The following is a 25,814-nucleotide window of genomic DNA, read 5'->3' on the forward strand; positions in this document are numbered from 1 at the left end:
TTTAATTACATATAAGCCTTGCTGGCGGTCAATTCCAGAAACATTACCCCAGGTAAAGGTTACCAAGCCCAATTGGGGTAACTGCATATTTGCTTCATAAACTTCTTGTTTTAATTTTTCTAGCATTACTCATTCCTCATCTTTTAAGACAGTTGCTTGATTTTCCAAAGGCAATGCCTTTCGAAAACGTGCAAGATATTTTTCAGCACCCTTTACACCTTCAGTCTCTGGGCTCAATGTCATAATTTCAGATTTAACAAATACTTTTGCATCCAAATAATCTGCAAGCGATTCCTGTGCACCAGATAACACATATTGAGCTAAAACTGCCATACCCCAAGGACCACCAGCACTAGCATTAGTCATAATCGAAATTGGTAAATTCAACATATTAGATAAGACTTGTTGCCCCACAACTGGTGTTTTAAAAAGACCACCTTGAGCAATCATCACATCAGTCGTGATTCCTTCTTCCTTAGTAAGAATATCCATGCCAATTCTAAGTGGAGCAAATGCTGAATACAGTTGAGCCAACATCAAATTAGCTAGAGTAAAATTACTACTTGGCGTTCTAAGCAAGAGAGGCCTGCCCTCTTGCGTTTGCGTAATTGGTTCACCTGAAAGATAACTGTAATTTACAAGACCACCAGCATCAGCATCAGCTTTGGTAGTATCTAAAAATAACTTACTATATAGCTGGTCTGCAGTGATATTTTTACCCAATCGAGCCGCAAATTCACTAAAGACCTGTGCCCAAGCATTAATATCAGATGAGCAATTATTAATATGGACCATAGCAACAGGTGCGCCAGTTGGTGTAGTTACAATATCAATATCACGGTGTACTTTTTTCAGTGGCTTTTCCAAAACAACCATTGAAAATTCTGATGTTCCAACTGATATATTACCCGTTCGTAAGCGAACACTATTGGTACTAATCATCCCAGTTCCAGCATCACCTTCTGGTGGTGCCATGACGCTACCAGGCTGCAAAGTCCCTGTTGGATCAAGCAGGTGAGCACCTTCATCACTTAAATGCCCAGCAATTTCACCGGCTTTTAAAACATGCGGTAGAATTTCTTCAATTTTCCATGGGTATTTTTGAACTTTTTTCAAAGTATTAAATTTTTTTAAACAACTTTGATCAAATTGGCCAGCTGCATCAATTGGAAACATTCCAGAAGCATCGCCTACACCAATATTTTTTTCACCTGATAACTGCCAATGGACATAACCAGCTAATGTTGTTAAATATGCAATCTGCTTAACATGTTCTTCATCATGTAAAATTGCATGATATAAATGTGCAATACTCCAACGTAAAGGAATATTAAAATCAAATAAGTCAGTTAGTTCAGTAGCAGCATCGCTAGTGATTGTATTCCGCCATGTTCTAAACGGAACTAATAACTTACCTGCTTGATCAAATGGTAAATAGCCATGCATCATGGCACTAATTCCAATTGAAGCAAGCTTTTTAATCGGAACATGATATTTACTACTTACATTAGCAGCTAATTGTGCATAACTTTGCTTTAGCCCTGTTAAAATTTCTGTTTGCGAATATGTCCATATGCCATCTTGTAAACTGTTTTCCCATAAAAAACTACCAGAAGCGATTGGCTGAAAGTCTGGTGTAATTAACACAGCTTTAATCTGAGTTGAGCCAAATTCAATCCCTAACGTTGTTTGACCACTTTCAATTAGTTGTGCTATTTTAGCAATGGTCATCTAAGAGCCTCTTTCCTTAGGTTTATTTTTCTATACGTTTGCCTTCTAGAAAGCACTTTCATAATATATTTTTTATTAATCGTATTCAATACCCTTAAAAATTCATTCGCATAATTTTTAACTATTGTATAGGTTATAATTATTGATATTACTTAATTTTTACTTCAGAAAATTTTTTATATGTTTTTTTCTAAAATATTAAAAAAAATTCATTGTTTACCCCAGTATGTCAATTAACTTAATTTTTACTTATATATCAGTATTTTGAGGTGAAAAATTTTGCGGTTTTTATTTATTCATGATATTATCTTAGTTAAAAAATAAAGATTATCTATTATTATCAAATATTTATTCGAATAAATATTAGGAGAATCAGTGTGAAAAGTGATTATATCGCTATTACGGAAACCCTCAGGAATGAAATAACTTTAGGGGGCTTCAAAACCAATCAAAAATTACCAACTGAAAATGAATTAATGCAACGTTTCCAATCCACACGTTATTCAGTACGGAAGGCTTTAATTGAACTACAAAACGAACATTTAATTTATAAAGTTCAAGGTAGCGGAATGTATATCCAAGATTGGAACAAAAAATGGCAAGCTAATCCAAAAAGTAAAATAATTGGGTTAATTTGCACCCATATAGCAGATTACATTTTTCCCAAAATCATCTCGCAAATTGATGCTGTAATTGAGCCTGCTGGTTATTCTTTGCTACTAGCTAATACTCATAATTATCCAGATAAAGAACGATTTAATTTAATAAAAATGCTCGATTCCCAAGTAGCTGGACTAATAGTTGAACCAAGTGAGAGTGCCAAACCTTGCCCAAATTCAGATATTTATAGACGAATTGCTAAAAGTAAAATCCCATTATTATTTATTAATGCTAAATATGCTGAGTTCGATTTTCCTGCCATTACTAATTCTGATCGAGCATCAGAAAAAGAGTTAATTACTTATTTACTTAAAAAGGGACACGAAAGCATCCTTGGAATATTTCAAATTGATGATTGCCAAGGAGTTGAACGCATGCAAGGTTTTATTGCAGCATACCAATCTAGTAATATCAATTTAACTAATAGTAATCTAATTATGTATAACTCCCACGATTCCTTTTCAGTTATTAGTCAAAAAATTGATGTTTATCTTAAAAGTAAGCAAGTGCCAACAGCAATTGCCTGTTATAACGACGAACTTGCTGTCTTAGTTATTGATAAGTTAAAAAACAAAAATATCAAGATTCCGCAAGATATATCTGTTGTTGGTTTTGATAATTTCGATTCTGCAACTTATTTATCTCCTAGTTTAACCACCATGAATTATCAAAGAACTCTTGTCGGAAAAGAAGCTGGTAAGGGAATACTAACATTAATTAAAGGTAAAAAATTTTCCTCAATTGTGCATCAGCCACAATTACAAATACGTGATTCAGTTTGCACTCCTAAAAATAAGAAATCAAAAAGGCACTGATAAATTATCAGTGCCTTTTTGATTTTGAAACAGTTATTTAGTTTTGCTTATGTCTATTTTGTAACGTGTACAGATTATAATAGTAACCATGTTGATTAATTAATTCATCATGAGTACCACGTTCAACAATTTTGCCGTCGTCAAGTACAATTATTTGATTAGCATCAACAATTGTAGACAATCTATGAGCAATTGCTAAAGTAGTACGTCCTTGGCGTAATCTTTTCAATCCCTTCTGAATCAAAGTTTCAGTTTCAGTATCAACATTTGCCGTTGCTTCATCCAAAACCAGAATTTTGGGATCTGTAACTAAAGTCCTAGCAAAAGATATTAGTTGTCTCTGCCCTTGACTAAATTCACTACCGCCTTCACCAACTTCTGCATGATATTCTCCACTTAATTTTTTAATAAAATCATCTGCTTGTACGGTTTTAGCCGCCTTTTTTATTTGGTCGTCTGTAATTTTATCATTATATAATCTAATATTTGAACTTATGTCACCATAAAACATGAACGGCTCTTGTAAAACAAGTCCAAGTTTCTGGCGAAGTTCGGCTTTAGGATACCTTCTAATATCTACACCATCAATTAAAATTTCACCTTGATAAAATTCATAAAAACGCATCATTACATTAATAATTGAACTTTTTCCTGATCCAGTATGCCCAACAATTCCTAAAGTTTCTCCGGGATTAACTGTGAAAGAAATATCATGTAAAATTTCATTTTGACCATCATAAGAAAAACTAACATGTTTAAATTCAATTTTCCCCTGCCTAATAGTCAGTCCTGATTGTTCATTTTGCGCAGGTTCATAATTAGTATTATCTAAAATTTTGAAAATTCGTTTACCAGCAACTATTCCATCCTGAAAAAAGGTCATTTGATCCATTAAAGTTGCTATTGGATTGAAAAACTGTGAAATATATTGCGAAAATGCATAAACGACTCCCGCTGGAACAAAAGTCTCCCGCAATGGAAAGCCAAAATACATTAACGTCAATGCCAAGGCTAGTGAATATAATAAACTAGTCAATGGTGAAAGTAAGATTGAATTAAGAGTAATCATACTGAACCTAGTTCTCATCAAATTAGAATTTTCTTGTTCAAAATGATGGCTCATTCTCTCTTCCTGTTTGAACTGTTGAATAAGAGAAACACCTTCAATTGATTCATTTAAATTTGTATTAATCCTGCTTAAGCGTTCCCGATAATTACGATACAGCTTGGAACTTCTTTTTGAATACTGCCAAATGATCAATAATAAAATTGGTAGAAAAACAAGGACAATAAAACCAGCTAATGTATTCGTCGAAAACATGGCAATTAAAGCAGAAATAATTGAAAAAAATGAAAGAACCACACTAGCTAAAACTGTCAGAAAGTTGCTCAAAGTCATTGTATCATTGGTTACGCGTGACACAATGGAGCCTGCAGGAGTTTGATCAAAATAACGCATTCCTAAAGTATGCAATTTTTGATAAAGATCTGTTCGTAAAGCTTCTAATGATTTTTCTGACCCTAAAGCAAAAAAATATTCATAAGTAAACTGCAATATTGCCTTAATGATAGAGCCTAAAGCGTATAATATACCAGCAAAAATAATCACCTGTGTTGTAACATCTGCTTTTACTAGATAGTTATCCAGAAAGAACTGTAATCCATAGGGTAACAACATATTAATTGCACTAACTAAAAAAGCACCAATCCCAGCAACAATAATTTCATTTTTAAAACGCCAAACAAAACCAAGTAATCGTTTTAATATTTTTAACTGTTCTTTAACCGGAATTTCTTGAGCCCAAACAGATTGATTCGTCTCTTGTTCGTCCACACTATTCACCAACCTTTTCTTCTAATTCTTGTTTTTGCCACATATCTGCATACCAACCATGAGCAGCTAATAACTGGTCATGAGTTCCACGCTCAACAATTTGACCATCTTTTAATACTAAAATCAGGTTAGCATGCATTACTGAAGTTAAGCGATGAGTTGCAATCACTGTTGTCTTGTCTTTGCGTTCTTGATTTAAAGACTTTAAAATTGCCAGCTCAGTTCTGGCATCAACGGCCGATAAAGCATCATCCAAAATTAATATTTGACTTTTTTTAACCAAAGCACGTGCAATTGACATTCGTTGCTTTTGTCCTCCAGAAAGCGAAATACCATTTTCCCCTACCAAAGTTTGATAATCTCTTGGCATTTGCATAATATCTTCATGTAAATCACTCTTTTTTGCAGCCGAAATAATTTCTGCTTTTTGTGCGTTCGTTTTTGCAAAAGAAATATTATTTTGAATATTAGTTGAAAACAAATAATTATTCTGTGGAACGTAAGAAATTTGTTTTAATAAAAGTTCTAACGGAATTTGCCGAATATCTAAACCATTCAATGTAATTTGACCATCGTACTTATCAAATTCCCGTAAAAGCAGTTGAATGATTGAAGTTTTACCAGCTCCAACTTTACCGACTAAACCTAATGTTTGCCCAGTCTTTAAAGTGAAATTAATATGATGTAGTACGGGGAGATTAGGTTCATCAGGATAGGCAAAAGAATTAATATGATATACTAAATCGCCAGTAATATCAGTCGCAGATAAATTTGGGTCAGCCTTATCATCTGTAATCTCAGGCTTTTCAGCTAGTAATTTTTCAATCCGATCATAACTAGCACTGCCACGTTCTAAAATATTAAAAAGGTAGCCAATTGCAAACATGGGCCAAACCATATTGCCAATATAAGCAATAAAGGAAACTAGCTGACCAACTGATAATGAATGATTAACCACCATTAGCCCACCATAAATGATAGTTATAGCATAAGTTAAGCCAATCAGTAAGGTACTTAAGGGATCAAACATTGAATCCCACTTAAATACTTGTTTATTAATTTGAATTGTATCAGCAACCATAGCATTAAATGCTGCCGCATCAGCTTTTCCTTGACCGAAAGTTTTTATTACTTTTATTCCAGAAACTGATTCTTGCGTCTTATTATTTAAACGGGAAAAAGCTGCTTGAGATTTATCAAACGAGTCATGTAGTTTATCACCTAACTTCCAAGCCCCGACAGCTAAAAATGGTAAGGGTAATAAAGCAACTATTGTCAAACGCCAGTTTACAAAAATCACCATAGCAACTATAGTAGATAAGCCCATGACCAAAGAATCGACTAGGGTCAGTACCCCCTCACCTGCTACTTCTTGCACTGCCGAAACATCATTAGTAGCATGAGCCATCAAATCACCAGTTCGATGTCTTTGATAAAAAGTCCGATCCATTTCCATAAAATGACGAAATAGCTTTGACCGTAATTGTAACTCGAGTTCTGCAGCACCACCCCAGATTTGCTTTCGCCAAAAGTAGCGAAAACTATATAATAATAAAGCAGCAATAATAATTGTCAAAATCAGTAAGGTATATTCACTCCAAGAAATATGTCCTTGATTTAATTGATCAGCCATTAAGCCTAAAATACGTGGTGGGACTAAATTGACAAAAGATGTTAGTATTAAAAATGTGATACCGATGAGATACCTTTTTTTCTCCTGTTTAAAGAACCAACTTAATTTATAAAATATACTCATTATTCACCTAACTTTATTTATACAAAAAGACGGAGATAAACCCCGTCTTTTTCAATCTAGTAAAATTATTTATTTTTGATGTTTCATCATGTTCATTACTTGGTTGACCTTCTTAGCCGAAGGTTTCTGTCCCATTTGTGACATCATGGCAACAATCATATCTTCACTGATTGGTGGATTATCTTTAAAATATTTCTTCATATAAGTTCTTGCACCATAGAAGCCTCCTACAAGACCAATTAGTAGTGCAATAATAATTAAAAAAATTTCTAACCCTAAATTCATAAAACAGTCACCTCAATTTGTCCAATAAATATATCTTACCTAAAAATCATTTAAAATTAAAGGCTAAAGTTAATTTTTTCTTAAACCTTTTTTCCGTTGAATCGCTTTAGCTTTTTCAGAAGTAATTTCTTTACCATCTTTATCAAGTATTACCAAATTTTCAACATCTTGCTTAAAACTGGCCCGAAAGTTTTTGATAAATTCTTGGTGTAATTTTTCTCGTTCTTTTTCTTCCTCAGCAGTTAGACCCTCAGCCTTTTTCTTATGATAAAGTTCATTGATTCGGTCAACCATCTTTTTTTCTTTGTCTTTTGTCATTCTTTGCACCTCTCAATAAAAAAGTCTACCTTATTTTTAACTATAAAAAAAGTCTAAGCTTTTAGAACATTTGTTTGCATATAGCTATAATATCTGCTAAAATAAACTTAACTTAAGATAATTGTCATTACTATAGGAGCGTATTTATGACTACCAAGCAAAATCCTAAACAACTGCAAATTCTCCAATATATCTATGATACTGTACAAAAGCGTGGCTTCCCACCTACTGTGCGCGAAATTTGCCATGAAGTAGGACTATCATCTACTTCAACTGTTCATGGTCACTTAACACGACTTGAACGAAAAGGACTTCTGCTTAAAGATGCTACTAAACCACGTGCCTTAGAAGTAACCGCTCAAGGCAAAAAAGTTTTGGGCATTAAAGCTACTGAAATTCCAATAGTTGGTGTGGTAACCGCTGGTGAACCAATTTTAGCAGTTGAAGATATCGAAGATTATTTTCCTCTTCCGCCAGATTTGGCTAATGATTCAGATAACCTATTTATGCTAAAAATTCATGGTGAAAGTATGATTAATGCTGGCATTTTAAACGGTGACAATGTTATTGTTCGCAAGCAAAGTTCAGCAATTAATGGTGAAATAGTAGTTGCTATGACCGATGAAAATGAAGCAACCGTTAAACGCTTTTATAAAGAAAAAGATCATTATCGTCTTCAACCTGAAAATGACAATATGGCACCAATTATTTTAGATAAAGTGCAAATATTAGGTAAAGTGGTTGGACTTTATCGCAATAACATTTTCTAAATTGGCTAAAAAAGCCTGATTAATAACTTTTAACTACAAATATCTAACTGCAATTAAATTGATATTTGTAGTTTTTTTATAAAAAAGTCCGATAACAAAAAGCAATGCTAATTTTCCACATCTATTAGATTTATTCCATTCACAAAGTTTTGGCGTTATTTTTTTGATAAATGCTTTAATATCAACTTATTTATTTTATTTTGTGAAATACGTCAATGTTTCATATAGGTTTCACAACCATATTTTTCACAAAGTATGTTTAAACTTCAGCAATTATTTTAGCCGCTAAGGTGAGGGCGGTTTCATGAGTATCCAGCCCCCAGCCCCTATCATTGTGACATTCAATATTACTTAATGAATCTGCCGTAAATAAGATTTGCGCAAAATCAACTCGGCGAAATTGTGCACATGCAGCCATGGCTGCACACTCCATTTCAACACAAGCAGCACCAAGTTTTCTAAATTGTTGAACTTTTTGAGCAGTTTCTCTGAAAAAACCATCAGTTGTCCAGGTTAAAACTTTCTTAGCTTTTAAACCATTTCGTTTCATTAAAAATTCAATTCGGCTTAAATAAGCTGAGTTTAAGTCAACAAAGTTGCTGGCTTTTATATAATGAAATGAAGTACCTTCATCTCTAATTGCCTTAGTTGGTAATAAAAAATAACCTTCTGGCAGGTCAACCAATGTTCCAGCCGAGCCAATCGTTAATATTTGCTTAACCCCATAACTAATTAGCCAATCAAGTAATTCAGTGGCAGCTGCAGCACCAAGTTTGGCTTGACAAAATGTGATTTTCTCTTGACCAATTTCAACTTCATAAATGGGGGTTTTACCTTCAAAGCAATCAAATTGTCCTATTAAACGATGCGGATATACTATTAAAAATCGTTTTATTGCATCATTTGTAATAAATGCAAATAACAATTTTCGGTGAAAGTGATAATTCACTTTACTTCTTTCATGGTCTGGCTCTAATACTGCGTTTCGATTTGCGTCAAAATCTAATAAAAAAGGCCGTTGCACTTTAAAACCTCCTAGCTAAAATAAGATTGCTGGTATTTTAACATAAAAAAATAGAACTGTCCTTATTAAAAAGATAGTTCTACTTTTTATTTGATTAACGACGCTTCTCAGCAATTCTTGCAGACTTACCATGACGTTCACGTAAGTAGTAAAGCTTAGCACGACGTACACGACCATGACGCAATACTTCAACTTTAGCCACACGTGGATCATTAACTGGGAAGGTACGTTCAACACCAACACCAGAAGCAATCTTACGAACAGTGTAAGCAGCTGCAATACCAGCGCCTTTACGCTTAATTACAACACCTTCAAACATCTGAATACGTTCATGACTACCTTCAACAACACGTACATGAACACGGATAGTGTCACCTGCACGAAAATCAGGAATATCATCACGTAATTGCTCTTTAGTTAATTCTTGAATTAATGGATCCATTGTTTTTCTCCTTCTTCGGCATTCATTAACGTTACTTCCGCCAGCGGAACACCCCTAATTATTAGTGCCCGTATAGCACCTGAACTATCTTAGCAAATTCTTGATTGCAAATCAAGCTTTGTTAATTTCAGCTTTAATTTCACTTAACATCTTTTTTTCAGCTGTAGTCATAACATATTTTTCAAGCAAGTCCGGCCTTTTAAGATATGTCACTTTCAACGCTTCTTTATGCCGCCATTCAGCAATTTTTTGATGGTTACCAGAAGTTAAAACTGCCGGTACTTTCATGCCTTCAAAATTTTCAGGTCTGGTATATTGTGGGTACTCCAATAATCCATGAGAAAAACTTTCATCAATAGGTGAAGCAGCATTACCTAAAATACCAGGTAACAAGCGAATAGTTGCATCAATCATACTCATCGTTGGCAGTTCCCCACCAGTTAAAACATAGTCACCAATTGAAACAACTTCATCAGCCATATCATAAACCCGTTGATCAAAACCTTCATAATGACCACAAATAAAGGTCAAATTTTCTTCACGTGCCCAATTTTGAGCAACTTGTTGATTAAAAATCTTTCCTTGCGGAGCTGTAATGATTACTTTCCCTTTGTTTTTTAAGGAATCAAGTGCCCTTTTAATTGGCATAATCTGTAGGACCATTCCGGCGCCACCACCATATGGTGCATCATCAACATGATGGTGAACATCAGCTGTAAAATCACGAAAATTGACTAAATTTAATTGCCACTTATTGTCCTCAAGTCCGCGACCAAGCATCGAAGTTTGTAAAGGCGTGAACATATCTGGAAAAAGAGTCAATACGTTAATCTGCATCGCGCAAACCCTCCAGTAACTCAACATAAACTCTTTTATTGGTAATATCGACTTGTTTAACTACTTCATCAATATAAGGAAGCAGGTATTCATTCCCAGAATCTTCAGTAACTTCCCACACATCATTAGCACCAGGGGCTTCAATGCCAGTAATTTGCCCCAAATCATTACCAGTTAAATTATCAAGCACACGGCAACCTAAAATATCACGATAATAATATGTACCTGGAGGTAGTTGATGCTGATTAAGCTCACTCACTACCAATATTTTACCCATTAACTGCTTTGCGACTTCAATTGTATCAATTTCGGTAAATTGAACTAGCCAAAATTGCTTAAATGGTCTGGCAGTTTTAACTGTTAAAGTTCTATCAGTGTCATTTTTTAGGGATAATTTATTGCCCGCAACAAAACGTTCCTGCGGAAAATCGGTAATTAAAGCGATTTTAAGTTCTCCCGCTAAGCCATGGGTAGTTAAAATTTTTGCAACATCGTAAAATTGCATTTTTTCTCCTAACTCAAAAGAAAAAAGTTTGAAGCATAAGAGGCCTCAAACTTTTAACCGGCAAATTCATTATTTATTGAATTTTGAATCATGCAACTTCTTCATTAAACCGGCACTTGAAAGTAGTGAACGAACTGTGTCAGAAGGTTGTGCACCCTTCTTTAGCCATTCAAAAATCTTATCCTCGTCAAGTTTCAATTCTTTTGGTTCTGAAACAGGATTGTAGTAACCTACTTCTTCAATAAAACGGCCATCACGTGGCATTCTTGAATCTGCAACAACTATTCTATAAAAAGGCTTTCTTTTAGCACCCATACGGCGCATACGAATTTTAACTGACATAAATTTATTCCTCCTAAAAGTTACGGATTATAATATAGCACTTTTTTGAAAAAGTGTAAAGTGTTTTTCCTTAACATATTGATTAAGAATGGTAGCGCTTAACTTTCATTCGTTTCTTTTTATTTTTTTTAAACTTTTTACCCATGTGTCTCATAGCCATGCGTCCCATCGGTGAATTCATCCCAGGTAAATTTTCCATCCCTTTAAAATTACCATTAGTAATTTTACTCATCATCTCGCGAGCTTGTTTGAATTGCTTAATCATTCGATTTACTTCTACAATCGGACGACCAGAGCCGGCAGCAATTCTTCTTCTGCGACTGGGGTTAAGTAATTCTGGATTTTCACGTTCTGCTTGAGTCATTGAAGAAATAATTGCTTTAACATAAACAATTTGCTTCTTATCAAAATTCATATTCTTTAATTGCGGATTATTAGCCATTCCTGGAATCATTTTGACTATTTGATCAAGCGGCCCCATCTTTTCAACTTGCTCCAATTGATCAACAAAATCATTGAAATCAAAAGTATTTTCTTTCATTTTTGCTGCAACAGCTGCTGCTTTTTTGGCATCATAGTCTTGCTGGGCTTTCTCAATTAAAGTGAGCATATCACCCATTCCCAAGATTCGTGAGGCCATCCGATCTGGATAAAACTGTTCTAAATCAGTTAATTTTTCACCCTGTCCAGTATAAATAATCGGCTTACCAGTCACCGCTCTGATTGAAAGCGCCGCTCCACCTCGGGTATCTCCATCAAGCTTAGTTAAAATAATGCCGGTAATATCAAGCCGATTATCAAATCCGGCTGCCACATCAGTAGCAACTTGCCCCGTCATTGCATCGACAACTAGCAAAATATTATCTGGTTGGGCAATTTCTTTTACTTGTTCAAGCTCCTCCATTAAGGGCTCATCAATTTCCAACCTACCAGCAGTATCGATAATCACATAGTCGTTCTTGTTTTGCTCTGCTTGTTTCAATCCATTTGCGACAATTTGTGCTACATCTGATTGATCCTGTTCACTATAAACTGGTACTTTTAAATCAGCACCAATTTGTTGCAATTGTTCGATAGCTGCTGGACGGTAAATATCACCAGCAATGAGTAATGGCCGCGCTTTTTCTTTTTCAATTAGTTGATTAGCTAATTTACCAACCGTAGTTGTTTTACCAGTACCCTGTAAACCAACCATCATAATTATTGTAGGAATATGCTTTGATTTATTCAGAATAGTTGCACTTGAACCCATCATCTTGGTCAATTCATCATTAACTATTTTTATGACTTGTTGCCCTGGATTTAGACTCTCTTGAACTTCTTTACCTAGCGCTTCTTTTTTGATTTTTTTAATAAAATCTTTTACTACTTTAAAATTAACATCAGCTTCAAGTAAAGCTAGTCTAATCTCTCTACTCGCTGCATTAATGTCTTCTTCTGAAATTTTACCTTTACCGGTTAAATTACGTAATGCTTTTTGAATTCGTTCGCTTAAATTTTCAAAGGCCATGAATTATTCTCCTCTCATTTTTGCTAATAAATCATTGATTAAACTTAAAGCTTGGTCCTGCTTTTTTTGCTTAACAATCTCACTAAGATTAGCTAATGCCTGCTCAATTTCATTATATTCTTTTTGCATTTGCAATTTTTCTTCATAGTTAAACAAAAGCTTGCGACATCGCCGCAAATTATCATAAACTGCCTGGCGCGAAACCTGGTGGTTAGCCGCAATTTCACTCAAAGAAAGATCATTGTAATAATAATCTTCAAAATAATTCTGCTGACTTTTTGTTAAAAGCTTACCATAATAGGCATATAAATCACCTATTGTTTCGTTTTTTTCTAGTTCATCCATTACTTTTTCACCTTGAATTAGTATAGCAAAAATGCCGTTAAATGACGATCTTGAAAGTTATATTTAGTAAAGTCAAACTTGGCAAAACTTGATTTTCAAGCTAAATATAGGTATGATTACCACTAGTATAATTAGAGATTAATTTATTGATGGTGCTTAGTCATGCTGAACTTAGTACCCTTTTTTATTTATACAATTTGCAGTGCTAATACGCTTATTTCACTCGTAATAGTGCAGATATTGTTTTATTAAAATCAAGGAGAAATGAAATTGAATTTATGGAAAACAATGAACCGAAAAGAAGATCCTAGTATCTATCAACAAAAAGATGGCCAACTAGTTAGAACTTTAAAGGTACGCGATTTTCTTGCTCTTGGGGTAGGAACAATCGTATCAACTTCTATTTTTACTTTACCAGGAGAAGTAGCTGCTCTACATACAGGACCTGCTGTTGCTATTTCTTGCTTGTTAGCAGCCATTGTTGCTGGTTTAGTCGCTTTTGCTTACGCGGAAATGGCAGCAGCAATGCCTTTTGCAGGTTCTGTTTATTCATGGATTAATGTCATTTTTGGGGAATTCTGGGGGTGGATCTCAGGCTGGGCGCTCTTAGCAGAATACTTAATCGGTATGGCTTTTATTAGCTCGGGCCTATCAGCTAATTTACGCGCACTGGTTACTCCACTGGGCTGGAAATTACCTACTGCCTTAGCCAATCCACTAGGAGTTAAGGGTGGAATATTTGACTTAGTGGCTTTGGTTGCCATTTTGCTATCGGCTATTTTAGTTAGTTTTGGGGTATCAAAAGCATCAAAAGTCGAAAATGTCTTAGTAGTGGTTAAAGTACTGGCAATTTTATTATTTGTTTTTGTCGGTTTAACTGTGGTTAGAAAAGCTAATTTTATGCCATTTATTCCACATTATCGTATGACAGCTCATGGCCCATTTGGAGGTTGGCAAGGAATTTATGCTGGAGTATCAATGATCTATATATCTTTTTTGGGCTTTGATGCTATTGCTTCAAATTCCGCCGAAGCTGTTAATCCTCAAAAGACTATGCCTCGGGGTATCATTGGCTCCTTATTAATAGCAGTCGGGTTATTTATTGCTGTAAGTCTAGTATTAGTAGGAATGGTACCTTATCAGAAGTACTTAAACTCGGCCGAACCAGTCGGTTATGCCTTACGTCAAACTGGTCATACGACAATTGCCCTTATTGTGCAATCAATTGCAATTCTAGGGATGTTTACAGCTTTAATTGGTCTTTGCATGGCAAGTTCGCGGTTAGTATACTCTTTTGGCCGGGATGGAATGTTACCTAAAAAATTAGGAAAATTAAACAAAGATCATCGCCCTGCCAGTTCACTCTGGGTAGTGTCGCTAGTAGCAATTATTATTTCTGCATTTATCCCATTTTCATTTTTAACACAGTTAGTTTCCGCTGGTACGTTAATTGCCTTTATGTTTGTTTCAATTGGTATATATAAATTGCGACCAAGAGAAGGTCAAGATATTGCTGAACCATCTTTTAAGATGCCATTTTATCCCGTACTACCTTTTTTAGCATTTAGTGGCTCACTCGTTGTATTTTTAGGTTTAGATAATGAAGCAAAGCAATATATGCTGATTTGGACAGTTGTTGGTATATTAATCTACTACCTATATGGTATTCATCATTCAACTATTACCGCAAGAAAATAATTAGTAGCTCTAATCGTAAAGGTTAGAGCTTTTTTTAAATAAAAAAATAACCCAGAATAATCCTGGATTATTTAAATATCGTACTTAAGTTAGCAACAGCAGACTATTATAATTATTAAATTTCACCAATCTAATAAATCAATTATAAATTAGCATCCATATTAAAAGTCAATTTTGACATATTGATGGAATCAATCATCATTTGACCCCATAATTTTTCTGATTGCTTTCGCGTATAGGCAACTGTTTCTTGATTAGCCTTAGTCAAATAATCAGTTAATTCTACACCCTTTTTATTAGCTGCACCAATAATAACTTCATTAACACGACTGCGATAGTATTGATTCAATTCCTTCAAATAGTCAGTATCTAATTGAACAAATTGCGGATAGTGACTTTCTACTAATACTGCTAGAGATTTGTAATACCACCATGCATCATTCATGTTATATTCCATTGAAGTATTGCTATATGATGGATCCGTGTCATTCATATTCGCAAAGAATGGCACAAATGGTGTGAAAGTTGGTCCACCAATACATAGCCACATAATTGCTGCTTTATCAGCTGGGACATCATTTCTTATTTGTAAAATATGCGCGTTTTGGGTTCTATTTAACCCAATTGGACGAAAACGATGCTTTTCTTCTTCTGTTCCCTTACCAAAAGGATCAAAAGGTGTATTTTGATAATGACTCCCCAAAACAAATTCAATATCTTCACGCGTAATCTTTTTCGTAGCGCGACGAATAAATGGCAAATCACCATCTGTTGGATCTTGCTCAATTTCAGGATTAAAATACTTCTGTCCATACCAAACGCGGTTAGTGTTATAGTAGCGATCTTGTTGGCTGTATGTACCAAATATATGGCGGAAATTCCAACCCTCGTGATCAACATTTAAGTGGTACTTAGTAACAAAATCTTGAATGCCTTCACTCCACATAAAATTATCTGAATCATTAAAATCAACTTGTTCAATCGAAACTCGGTTAGCAGCAACTGCATAAGCATCATCTGGAATTCTTTGGGCTACCCAATGGTGACCAGTAACAATTTCCATATACCAGATTTCATCTTTGTCACCAAATAAAACTGAGTTACCGGCTGGTGAGCCGTATTTTTTAATTAATTTACCTAAATATTCAACTCCATTTCTAGCAGAATGAATATAAGGTAAAACAACCGTTTGCATACAGTCTTCATCAAGACCATCCTTCACTAATGGATCAAAGGCTAGTGCGCGTTCGTTACCATAGGTTGATTCAGTACATGACATTGCTACATTTTCTTGGTTAATACCACTTTCATCATAATAGCCACGATTTTTATAATCCACGTTAGGAACCGCTGGTACAGCTTGAGCATCTTCTGGCAAATCCATTGCAAAATTATTAAGCCATGACTTAATCTTGCGTCCCTTTTCTTTTTTAGCAGCTGGTTCAATGATAAATTTCTGAGGGGTAATTGGCCTAAAAGTATCATCATTTCTAGCAATCATGGTTGATCCATCAACAGATGCCTTTTTACCAACTAAAATTGTTGTACAAGCGCTATATTCTTTCATAAAATATCTCCTTTTTTATTCTATCTTAAACTAAGTCATGGAAAAGTCCAACCGCATAATTAGCGGCATCAAAATCTGCTAAGTCACTAGCTTTTTCTCCTAGGCCAACTAGTTTAACCGGTAATTTCATTTCATTTCTAATTGCTAACACTACTCCCCCTTTAGATGAACCATCTAACTTAGTTAAAACTAAACCTGTTAATTTAGTCGTTTTATCAAAATCTTTTGCCTGCAAAAGTGCATTTTGTCCAGTTGAGCCATCTAAAACTAGTAAAGTTTCAGTTGGTTCATTAGGCGCTAACTTTTTTATAGTCCGTTCAATTTTTTCTAGCTCATTCATCAGATTCTTCTTATTTTGTAGACGCCCCGCCGTATCAACCAACAAATAGTCTGCTTGCTCTTTAATTGCTTTTGCAGTTGCGTCAAAGACTACCGAAGCAGGATCAGCTTGATCTTTACCGGTTACAACTGGCGCATCAACTCGTTTGCCCCATTCGACAAGTTGCTCAACAGCACCTGCCCTAAAAGTATCAGCAGCAGCTAGTACAACTGTTTTGCCCTCGTCTTTGAAGCGCTTAGCTAATTTACCAATGGTAGTAGTTTTTCCTGCACCATTTACACCAACAAAAAGATAAATGTTAAGTTGTCCATCATCGTGTACACGTAACTGCTCATTTTCGCTATCACCATTTTGGTCATAAAGATCGACTAACTTCTCAACAATTACTTTCTTTAAATCATCACGTGATTTAGCTTTTTGTAATTTTGCTTCATCACGCAACTCATTTGTTAGATTTTCAGCTGTTTCATAGCCCACATCCGATTCGATTAATAGTTCTTCTAAATCATCAAAAAAATCTTCATCTACAGTTCGAAATTGAGCAAAAAATTTATTTAACCGCGCACCAAAACCTTTGTTAGTCTTTTCAAGTCCCTTTTCGTATAAGTCAGCATTATTAGCAGCGTTATATTCACTTGCTGGTGCTTGTGCCGCGCTCGAATCAATATTTGCTTCAGCATCCGTTTCTGTTGTAATTGTACTATCTTTTACCGCTGAGTCTGAAATAGCAGTAGCTGTTTTAAAATCAGCTTCTTTTTTTGCATTTACCTTTTTCTTTTCGTTATCAAGAGCTTGTTTAGCTTGATCATCATTTACAGATGACAAAGCATCATCAGTTTCAACATCTACTACCGTATTAGTCGGCTTTTCTTTATTTTTTTCATTATCATTATTACCAAATAGTGACTCTTTGATTTTATTGAATAATCCCAATCCTAATTTACCTCATTTTTTAATTCTTTTAATGAAACTGACAAAACTTGTGAAACGCCAGATTCTTGCATTACAACTCCATATAATTGATCGGCACGTTCCATGGTACCACGCCGATGAGTAATAACAATAAATTGCGTGTGCATATCGTATTTTTCTAAAAACTGTGCAAAACGAGTCACATTGGCATCATCAAGTGCCGCTTCAACTTCATCTAATACACAAAAAGGAACCGGTTTAACTTTTAACATTGCAAATAGCAACGTAATAGCTGTTAAAGCCCGTTCTCCACCAGATAATAAACTAAGTTGCTGTAATTTCTTACCTGGTGGCTGAGCTACTATTTCAACTCCAGTAGTTAATAGATCATCTGGGTTGGTTAAAACAAGCTTAGCATTTCCTCCCCCAAACACAACCGGAAAAAGAGCAGTAAAACTTTTAGCAACTGCCGTAAAGGTCTGATTAAACCTAGTTGAAACTTCTTGATCTAGTTCAGCCATTGATTGGCGCAAATTATCACGGCCCTTTAACAAATCATTTTGCTGATTATTAAGAAAATCATAACGTTTTTTAACTTCATCATATTCCTCAATAGATTTTAAATTAACTGGACCAATTTCTGCAATTGACATTTGATGAAGCTTAACACTTTTTTGCAGTTGTTCCCTAGTTGCTGCATCATTTTCACCTTCAGTTTGAGCCAATGCTGCTTCATAAGTTAAAGCATAATCCTCACTAAGCTGACTAAGACGCTGATCAATTTTACTATTTAATTGAGCGATTTGAACCGAAAGATCTTCTTGCTCTCCTGCCGCGTCTTTACGTAAGTCATAATTTCGGCTAGCTACTTGATCAAGTTGGTTAATTTTTGCATCAAATTGCCCCAAATGAGAACTCAAACTATTTAATTGCTCTTGCAGTTTAGTTTGCTGCAGAGTGCTCTGTTCCTTTTCAATTTTCATTTGCTGCTTTTTATCTTGATCTACTGCGCCACTTTGAATGATTGTCTCTAACTTTTTAGTTAATACGCTAATTTGCTTTTGGTGATGGGTTAAATCATGCTGCTTTTCTTCTTGTTGTTTAGATAAATTTTCTAACTTATTGCTAAAAACAGCGATTTGTGGATCTACTTCGGCTAGCTTAGCTTGAACTTCTTGATTTAATTCGGTAAAGTTTTTTATCTTGTCCTGAGTTTTTTCAATTTCAACTTTTTGTTGATCGATTTTTTTAATTAATTTTACCTTTTGCTTTTCGGCAATATTAAGCTTTTCTTTAATATCTATTCTTTGCTGTGCTCGTTCTTCTTGACGAGCTTCAAATAATTTTTTAGCCGCTTTAAGCCGCTTTACTTCCTTTTCTTGATTTTGATATGAAAGTACTGCTTCATTCAAGTCTTGACTACATTTTTGCTTTTGGGCCTCTAGCTGACTAATTTCTTGAGCTAAAGATTCATTTGTTACCGATAATACTGCAAAATCAGCTTGATTTTTTGCTAATTGCTCCTTCAACATATCCATTGTTGCTTTTAACTGATTAAGTTCAGTAACTGTTTGTAATGGTGAATTGCTTTTTTGATTGCGTGCTCCCCCAGTCATTGAACCACCAGGAGAAATCACATCTCCATCAAGGGTCACTATGCGATACCGCGAGATTTGTTGCCGTAATTGCATTGCGTGATCAATTGTATCTACAATTATTGTACTTGCTAAAAGATAATTAATTGCTGCACTAATATCTTGCTTGGTGGTACTTGTTACTAGCTCACTTGCTATTCCTTGAAAGCCGGTATATGATTCCATCAGCTTGACGGTTGAAGTTGGGATTGCATGATTATTTAGTCCGTCTAAAGGCAAAAATGTCGCCCGTCCCGCATGACTTCTTTTTAATTGATTAATTGCATCTCTTGCACTAATACTGGTCGTAGTCACAAGATCCTGAACGCCTCCTCCTAGAGCAGTTGCCATTGCTGCTTCTAATTCAGCTGGAAAAGAAATCAATTCACCTACTGCGCCAATAACACCAGGATACTTGTCTAAATTATTTAAAACATTTTTGACTCCAAAGTAATACCCTTCATGACGTTTACGAATATTTTCTAAAGCTTCATAGCGAGCACAAACTTGGCTGTATCGCTGACTGTTATCATTTAGTACCTGGCGTAAACGCTCTAATTTACTTTTACTCTCAGCCTGTTGATCATTTAAAGCAGATAGTTGCATTTGCGCCGCTTGAAGTTTTTCTTTTAAAGCTTTTCCTTCACTACTGAGTCTTTCTAGCTCACTTGTTCCCTTTATTAATTGATCAGTCACATCATCATTTTGATATGTACTATCATCGCTAGTTCTTTTTAACTCTGAATTAAGATAAACAATTTCATTATTATTTGAGGTTTGCTCTTGTAACAATTGAATGTATTGCGCACGCAATTGCTCTAAATCTTTATTCATTTGAGCTGGATCTTGCTGCAAGCGATATGTTAGTTCGGTCCTTTTAGCATTTAACTCCTTTAATTGTTGTTTCAAATCCTGTTCTGTTTTGCTTAAGTTGGCATAGTCTACCTGACAACTTTTAACTAATTTTTTTAAATTTGCCAATTCAGACTGATATTCCTTTTTCGTTGCTTCAGTGTATTGTTTACTCTGTTCAGCCACTTGTAAATTAGTATTAATATCAGAAAGTTTCTTTGTCAAAGCCAGTAATTCATTTTGAATTTGCTCACGTTGATCATTAATTTGCTTATATTCATTTCTTTTAGCAGCTACCGCACTCTGAGATTCTTTTACTTCTCGGTCAAGCTTTGACAAAAGAACTTGATTTTGTTTAGCCTTTTTCTGAAGCAGATGTTTTTGACTATCGATATTTTCAATTTCAAAAGCTAGTAATGTTTTTAGTTCTTTATCGAGACCGTTCTTTTGAAACTGATATTCCTTCGCAAGAAAACTTTGCTCTTCTAAAGGCTCAATTCTTTGCTCTAGTTCTTTAACCAAATCATTAATTCTAATTAAATTATCAGTTGTTTGCTCTAATTGAAGATTCGCTTGCTCTTTTTGCTTTTTAAAAGATAAAATACCAGCCGCTTCTTCAAACAAGCCACGCCGATTTTCGGGGCGTGAATTTAAAATTTGATCAACTCGACCTTGAGAAATAATAGCTAAACTGTCTTGTGACACACCTGAGTCCATAAATAAATCACGGATATCGCGTTGACGCACATTACGTTTATTAATTAAATATTCACTATCACCTGAACGCAAAATTCTTCTAGTAACAATCACCCTATTTGCTTCAAAATTCAAATCATGCTGTTGATTATCAAAAATTAAGGAAACTTGAGCATAACTAGCTGATTTGCGAAACTCACTACCAGCAAAAATAACATCTTTCATATTAGAACCACGTAGTGATTTTGCACTTGTTTCACCCATTACCCAACGGATGGCCTCAGTAATATTACTTTTCCCACTACCGTTAGGACCAACAATACCAGTAATTCCCGTATCGAATTTAATCGTTGTTTTTTCGGCAAATGATTTAAAACCATCAATAATAAGTTCCGTTAATGGCACAAATTTATCCCCCTAATTAAGTCTAGCTAAAGCAGCTCTTGCTGCATCCTGCTCGGCTGTCTTCTTATTATGCCCTTGCCCTTGCGATAAAATATGACCATCAGCTTTTAATTGAACAGTAAAGCGTGAGGGAGTTTGCTCTTCTCTTAGTACTGTATATTCAATTTTAACTGGTCCATCCTGTTGTAAAAATTCTTGCAAATCAGTTTTGTAATCGCGAGAAGCATCAAATTTGCCTGCATCAATTAACGGATAAACAGTTAAACTTAGAAAATGTTCTACAGCATCCATTCCTTGATCAAGAAAAAGCGCCCCATTAAAAGCTTCAAAAACATCTTCTAACAAGGTTTTGCGTGACCTGGCACCCGCTTTTTCTTCACCACGACCTAGATTTATTTCAGCAGGAAAACCGAATTTATAGGCAAATTCAGCAAAGCCCTCGGTGTCTACAATGTTTGAACGCATTCGTGTTAATTCGCCCTCATTTAAACTTGTAAAATTACAATATAAGTAATTGGAAATAGCTAATTCTAATACTGCATCCCCTAAAAATTCTAATTTTTCATAATCCCGAATTCCACTTTCAGGATGCTCATTGGCATAGGATGAGTGTGTGAAAGCTTCTTCTAATAATTTTTTATTATCAAACTTAATTTTATATTTTTCTGCTAATTGATTAATAAATTTCGAACTGACCATCTTATAAATTCCTTTCTTTATAAATTATACCAGTTTTTAATACCTAAAATAAAAAAGAAAACTATTACAACATTTATGCAATAGTTTTCTTAATTAATAAATCGCTTTTTTAAATTAAAAAAATGCCCCAACTTTATTTACTTAACAAAACCTACATTGAACCACATTGGATGATCATAATTAATTTTTGACGGCTTTAATGAGTAACCTGTTAACTTGTTGTTTACTGCATCAATATTATATTGATTATAAGTTGGTACGACATAAGCTTGTTCAACCATGTATTTTTGCCATTCATGGAATTTTTCTACCCGATATTTATGGTCGAAGGCCTTTTGTGAATCCATTTCTGCAATTAACTTGTTATTTTCCGGTGTAACAAATCTAGAATAATTTTGCATAGTTCCTTCACTATACAGCTGAGCCTGCGATGGTTCATCTGATAAAGTCCACCCAGCCATGTAAACATCAATTCCTGGGGCATCATGCTGTACTTTATCGTAGAAGGAATTGAACTCAGTTAAACGACCACCAACCAACTTAACATTCAAGCCAATCTTATTCCATTGTTGGATATAATTTTGCACAATTGGCTCTTGAATGGCATCACCAGACTTAGCTGCAAAATTAATAGTCAACGCTTTGCCATTTGGCATTGTGCGCCATTTGCCTTTCTTCTTATATCCAGCTTTATCTAAGATTTCATTAGCTTTCTTAAGGTTATAAGTATAACCTTTATTATTTTTATCAAAGTAATCACCAAATTGGGCTGGTATTAAGGTAGGGATTTGGAAACTCAACCCATCTGTATAATGCTTATATACTTGATCCGTATTCATCGCATAAGCCATAGCCTGACGCAAGTTCTTATCACCCATCTTGGCCTTTGGATTCATAACATTCTTAGAATTTTTTGTATCCCATTTACCAACTTTGAAACCCAAATAGTAATATGCTAAAGGAATTTCGGCAATAAAGTTTACCTCTTTAGTATCTTTAACTTGCTTCCACTGGTTATTTACCACCCGCGCAATATCAAATTTATGACTTTTAATTGCTTGTGAAGCTGAATTAGGCGACACTACTTGATAGATAATCTTATCTAGCTTTGGTTTACCACGCCAATAGTACTTGTTCGGTACCCAAGTTACTGATTGCCCACGCACAACTTTTTGGACTTGAAATGGACCAAAAAGTAAAGGCCTTTTGCGAATTTCATCAGAAGACTCTAATTTAGTAAACGGAATATCCTTTAAATAGTGATACGGGGCTGCATTTTCCCAGATATATCCATTACCTACATATGCCATTCCTGGTTTTAATTCCTTGCAATGAATAATAACAGTTCTCCCGTTTTCACCGTCAGGCATTTCAATTCCAGAAATTGTTTTTGCCTTGCCTTCGTGGTATTCTTTTAAGCCTTCAATTATATTAAATTGTGATGAGTATCTTTCAGATTTAGTACCCTTATTTGCAATAATCTCATAAGCATATTCAATGTCCTTAGCAGTAACTTGCTTGCCGTCTGACCATTTTACACCCTTTTTAACGGTAATTGTTACTGTCTTGGCTTGGCGGTTAAGTTTTAAAGTCGCTGCTCCTTTGTCATTGATTTTATAATGATCATCAGTGTCAAACAAGGACTCTTGACCAGGACTCATTACATCAGCATCAGGCTGACTCATTTGTAATTCTTCATTAAAAATACCGGTAAATGGGGTGTCCATTTCCTCAGCCACTTTTAAGGTACCACCTTGCTTAGCATCCTTAATCAGTGTTTCTACCGGAAACTTACTCGCCGTTTTGGCCCCCTCACTATTAGTACCATTGCCCTTGCCACAAGCTACCAGAGTTAAGGTAGCAGTACTGATAAGTCCAATTGAACCTAATATTTTTATTTTGTTCATAATTGAAGTTACTCCTTAATTATTTAATATTTTATAACCTTTTAATTTAATATTATCACCTAATGTTAATTTTTCAACTTTTTATTATAATTTTGTAAACAAAAAAACTCGAGCATTGCTCGAGTTTCCTTTATTAATCGTAAATTACTTAGTATAAGCAACTTGGTACCATAATGGATGACCATTATTAGATTTTGATGGTTTCAGTGAGTAACCAGTTAATTTATTGTTTACTGCATCTATCTGGTATTCATTATAAGTTGGCACGACATAAGCTTGATCAACCATGTATTTTTGCCATTCATGGAATTTTTTCACCCGATATTTATGGTCGAAGGCCTTTTGTGAATCCATTTCTGCAATTAACTTGTTATTTTCCGGTGTAACAAATCTAGAATAGTTTGACATAGTTCCTTCACTATACATTTGATTTTGTGATGGTTCACTTGATAGACCCCAGCCAGCCATAAACATATCAACCTTAGGATCATCATGATGTACTTTATCGTAGAAGGAATTGAACTCAGTTAAACGACCACCAACTAACTTAACATTCAAGCCAATCTTATTCCATTGTTGGATATAATTTTGCACAATTGGCTCTTGAATTGCATTACCCGACATTGCCATAAAGTTAATGGTTAATGGTTTACCATTTGGCGTTGTACGCCATTTACCCTTCTTCTTATATCCAGCTTTATCCAAGATTTCATTGGCTTTCTTAAGGTTATAAGTATAACCTTTGTTACTCTTATCAAAGTAATCACCAAATTGGGCTGGTATTAAGGTTGGAATTTGGAAACTTAACCCATCTGTATAATGCTTATATACTTGATCCGTATTCATCGCATAAGCCATGGCCTGACGCAAGTTCTTATCACCCATCTTCGCCTTTGGATTCATAACGTTTTTAGATTTTTTAGCATCCCATTTACCAACTTTAAAAGCCACATACCGGTAGCCTAGCGGAACTTGGGCTACAAAATCTACGTCCTTAGTGTCTTTGACTTGTTTCCATTGACTGTTCACAACACGTGCTACATCAAATTTATGACTTTTAATTGCTTGTGAAGCTGAATTAGGTGACACTACTTGATAGATAATTTTATCTAGCTTTGGTTTACCACGCCAATAGTACTTGTTCGGTACCCAAGTTACTGATTGACCACGCACAATTTTTTGGACTTGAAATGGGCCGAAAAATAGTGGATTTTTTCTAATCTTATCAGAAGATTCTAATTTATCGAAAGGAATGTCTTTTAAATAGTGATATGGCGCTGCCGCTTCCCAAATAAAACCATTACCACTGTTAGTCATACCCGGTTTTAATTCTTTACAATGTAAAACTACAGTTCTTCCATTTTCACCATCAGGCATTTCAATTCCGGAAATTGTTTTTGCCTTACCTTCATGGTATTCAGCCATTCCATTGATAATATTAAATTGTGATGAATAACGCTGTGATTTAGTGCCCTTATTTGCAATAATCTCATAAGCATATTCAATGTCCTTAGCAGTAACTTGCTTGCCGTCTGACCATTTTACACCCTTTTTAACGGTAATTGTTACTGTCTTGGCTTGGCGGTTAAGTTTTAAAGTCGCTGCTCCTTTGTCATTGATTTTATAATGGTCATCAGTATCAAAGAGAGTTTCCGATCCAGGACTCATTACATCAGCATCAGGCTGACTCATTTGTAATTCTTCATTAAAAATTCCAGTAAATGGCGTATCCGTTTCTTCAGCTACCTTTAAGGTGCCACCTTGCTTAGCATCCTTAACAGCCGTTTCTGCAGGAAACTTACTTGCTGTTTTAGCGCCTTCATTACTAGTATTATTGCCGCCTTTGCCACAAGCTACTAAAGTCAAAGCAGCGGCACTAACAAGTCCAATTGAACTTAAAATATTTCTTTTTTTCATAATAGACAACTCC

General features: G+C 35.0%; 21 protein-coding genes and 1 pseudogene. 3 read left to right on the forward strand and 19 right to left on the reverse strand.

Annotated elements, in window-relative coordinates; genetic code table 11:
• Together araD and F5ESL0225_RS04840 are read right to left on the reverse strand one after the other, a co-directional pair.
• Positions 1–126, reverse strand: a pseudogene (gene araD / locus F5ESL0225_RS04835) (L-ribulose-5-phosphate 4-epimerase); the annotation flags it as partial.
• Between the two features lie 3 nt (positions 127–129).
• On the reverse strand, positions 130–1,731 hold the full coding sequence (locus F5ESL0225_RS04840; protein WP_122047988.1) for a xylulokinase: 1,602 nt from the start codon (positions 1,729–1,731) through the stop codon (positions 130–132).
• 377 nt (positions 1,732–2,108) lie between these two features.
• On the opposite strand from F5ESL0225_RS04840, the gene F5ESL0225_RS04845 reads away from it, so the two are divergent.
• Positions 2,109–3,206, forward strand: a complete 1,098-nt coding sequence (locus tag F5ESL0225_RS04845; protein ID WP_122047989.1) for a GntR family transcriptional regulator — start codon at positions 2,109–2,111, stop codon at positions 3,204–3,206.
• Positions 3,207–3,243: 37 nt separating this feature from the next.
• Here the strand turns inward: F5ESL0225_RS04845 and F5ESL0225_RS04850 are convergent, their stop codons facing one another.
• From F5ESL0225_RS04850 to F5ESL0225_RS04865, 4 genes are all read right to left on the reverse strand, one after another.
• Complete coding sequence (locus F5ESL0225_RS04850; protein WP_122048056.1) at positions 3,244–5,040, reverse strand: ABC transporter ATP-binding protein; 1,797 nt, start codon at positions 5,038–5,040, stop codon at positions 3,244–3,246.
• 1 nt (position 5,041) lies between these two features.
• Positions 5,042–6,796, reverse strand: a complete 1,755-nt coding sequence (locus F5ESL0225_RS04855) for an ABC transporter ATP-binding protein (protein WP_122047990.1) — start codon at positions 6,794–6,796, stop codon at positions 5,042–5,044.
• Between the two features lie 69 nt (positions 6,797–6,865).
• Entirely contained in the window at positions 6,866–7,081 is a 216-nt protein-coding gene (locus tag F5ESL0225_RS04860; protein ID WP_090092700.1) for a YneF family protein, read from the reverse strand.
• 69 nt (positions 7,082–7,150) lie between these two features.
• Positions 7,151–7,399 (reverse strand): DUF896 domain-containing protein, encoded by a 249-nt coding sequence (locus tag F5ESL0225_RS04865; RefSeq protein ID WP_122024738.1) that lies wholly within the window; start codon positions 7,397–7,399, stop codon positions 7,151–7,153.
• Between the two features lie 146 nt (positions 7,400–7,545).
• Between F5ESL0225_RS04865 and lexA the strand changes: the two genes are divergently transcribed.
• Positions 7,546–8,169 carry a transcriptional repressor LexA gene (gene lexA / locus F5ESL0225_RS04870; RefSeq protein ID WP_090092703.1) on the forward strand — a complete coding sequence of 208 codons (624 nt, stop codon included), beginning with the start codon at positions 7,546–7,548 and terminating at the stop codon, positions 8,167–8,169.
• A 259-nt stretch (positions 8,170–8,428) separates the two neighbouring features.
• Here lexA and F5ESL0225_RS04875 read toward each other — a convergent pair whose 3' ends face one another.
• The 7 genes from F5ESL0225_RS04875 to ylxM all read right to left on the reverse strand — a co-directional run bounded on the left by F5ESL0225_RS04875 (position 8,429) and on the right by ylxM (position 13,174).
• The gene (locus tag F5ESL0225_RS04875) at positions 8,429–9,193 is read right to left on the reverse strand and encodes a nucleoside phosphorylase (RefSeq protein ID WP_122021868.1); all 765 of its coding nucleotides are present in this window, start codon (positions 9,191–9,193) and stop codon (positions 8,429–8,431) included.
• Positions 9,194–9,287: 94 nt separating this feature from the next.
• On the reverse strand, positions 9,288–9,635 hold the full coding sequence (rplS, locus tag F5ESL0225_RS04880; protein ID WP_090092706.1) for a 50S ribosomal protein L19: 348 nt from the start codon (positions 9,633–9,635) through the stop codon (positions 9,288–9,290).
• 111 nt (positions 9,636–9,746) lie between these two features.
• Positions 9,747–10,472: a tRNA (guanosine(37)-N1)-methyltransferase TrmD gene (gene trmD, locus F5ESL0225_RS04885; protein ID WP_118896262.1), complete on the reverse strand. Its 726-nt coding sequence runs from the start codon at positions 10,470–10,472 to the stop codon at positions 9,747–9,749.
• Positions 10,462–10,977, reverse strand: a complete 516-nt coding sequence (gene rimM / locus F5ESL0225_RS04890) for a ribosome maturation factor RimM (RefSeq protein ID WP_122021869.1) — start codon at positions 10,975–10,977, stop codon at positions 10,462–10,464. Before rimM ends, trmD begins: the two co-directional genes overlap by 11 nt.
• A gap of 69 nt (positions 10,978–11,046) precedes the next feature.
• Positions 11,047–11,319, reverse strand: coding sequence for a 30S ribosomal protein S16 (rpsP, locus tag F5ESL0225_RS04895; RefSeq protein ID WP_090092711.1), 273 nt, complete (start codon positions 11,317–11,319; stop codon positions 11,047–11,049).
• Positions 11,320–11,401: 82 nt separating this feature from the next.
• Positions 11,402–12,829, reverse strand: coding sequence for a signal recognition particle protein (gene ffh / locus F5ESL0225_RS04900; RefSeq protein WP_122021870.1), 1,428 nt, complete (start codon positions 12,827–12,829; stop codon positions 11,402–11,404).
• A 3-nt stretch (positions 12,830–12,832) separates the two neighbouring features.
• The gene (gene ylxM / locus F5ESL0225_RS04905; protein ID WP_122021871.1) at positions 12,833–13,174 is read right to left on the reverse strand and encodes a YlxM family DNA-binding protein; all 342 of its coding nucleotides are present in this window, start codon (positions 13,172–13,174) and stop codon (positions 12,833–12,835) included.
• Between the two features lie 270 nt (positions 13,175–13,444).
• On the opposite strand from ylxM, the gene F5ESL0225_RS04910 reads away from it, so the two are divergent.
• Complete coding sequence (locus tag F5ESL0225_RS04910) at positions 13,445–14,872, forward strand: APC family permease (protein ID WP_199692502.1); 1,428 nt, start codon at positions 13,445–13,447, stop codon at positions 14,870–14,872.
• 142 nt (positions 14,873–15,014) lie between these two features.
• Here the strand turns inward: F5ESL0225_RS04910 and F5ESL0225_RS04915 are convergent, their stop codons facing one another.
• The 6 genes from F5ESL0225_RS04915 to F5ESL0225_RS04940 all read right to left on the reverse strand — a co-directional run bounded on the left by F5ESL0225_RS04915 (position 15,015) and on the right by F5ESL0225_RS04940 (position 25,801).
• On the reverse strand, positions 15,015–16,439 hold the full coding sequence (locus F5ESL0225_RS04915; protein ID WP_122021872.1) for a C69 family dipeptidase: 1,425 nt from the start codon (positions 16,437–16,439) through the stop codon (positions 15,015–15,017).
• A 25-nt stretch (positions 16,440–16,464) separates the two neighbouring features.
• A complete protein-coding gene (gene ftsY, locus F5ESL0225_RS04920) occupies positions 16,465–17,712 on the reverse strand; it encodes a signal recognition particle-docking protein FtsY (protein WP_122047991.1) in 1,248 nt (415 codons plus the stop codon).
• A gap of 2 nt (positions 17,713–17,714) precedes the next feature.
• Positions 17,715–21,278, reverse strand: coding sequence for a chromosome segregation protein SMC (smc, locus tag F5ESL0225_RS04925; protein WP_122047992.1), 3,564 nt, complete (start codon positions 21,276–21,278; stop codon positions 17,715–17,717).
• Between the two features lie 12 nt (positions 21,279–21,290).
• Entirely contained in the window at positions 21,291–21,977 is a 687-nt protein-coding gene (gene rnc / locus F5ESL0225_RS04930) for a ribonuclease III (RefSeq protein WP_122047993.1), read from the reverse strand.
• Positions 21,978–22,114: 137 nt separating this feature from the next.
• Positions 22,115–23,884 (reverse strand): oligopeptide ABC transporter substrate-binding protein, encoded by a 1,770-nt coding sequence (locus F5ESL0225_RS04935; protein WP_122047994.1) that lies wholly within the window; start codon positions 23,882–23,884, stop codon positions 22,115–22,117.
• A gap of 144 nt (positions 23,885–24,028) precedes the next feature.
• Entirely contained in the window at positions 24,029–25,801 is a 1,773-nt protein-coding gene (locus F5ESL0225_RS04940) for an oligopeptide ABC transporter substrate-binding protein (RefSeq protein ID WP_122047995.1), read from the reverse strand.
• Positions 25,802–25,814: the final 13 nt, after the last annotated feature.

The organism is Lactobacillus sp. ESL0225, from assembly GCF_003692905.1.
GTDB lineage: Bacteria > Bacillota > Bacilli > Lactobacillales > Lactobacillaceae > Lactobacillus > Lactobacillus bombicola.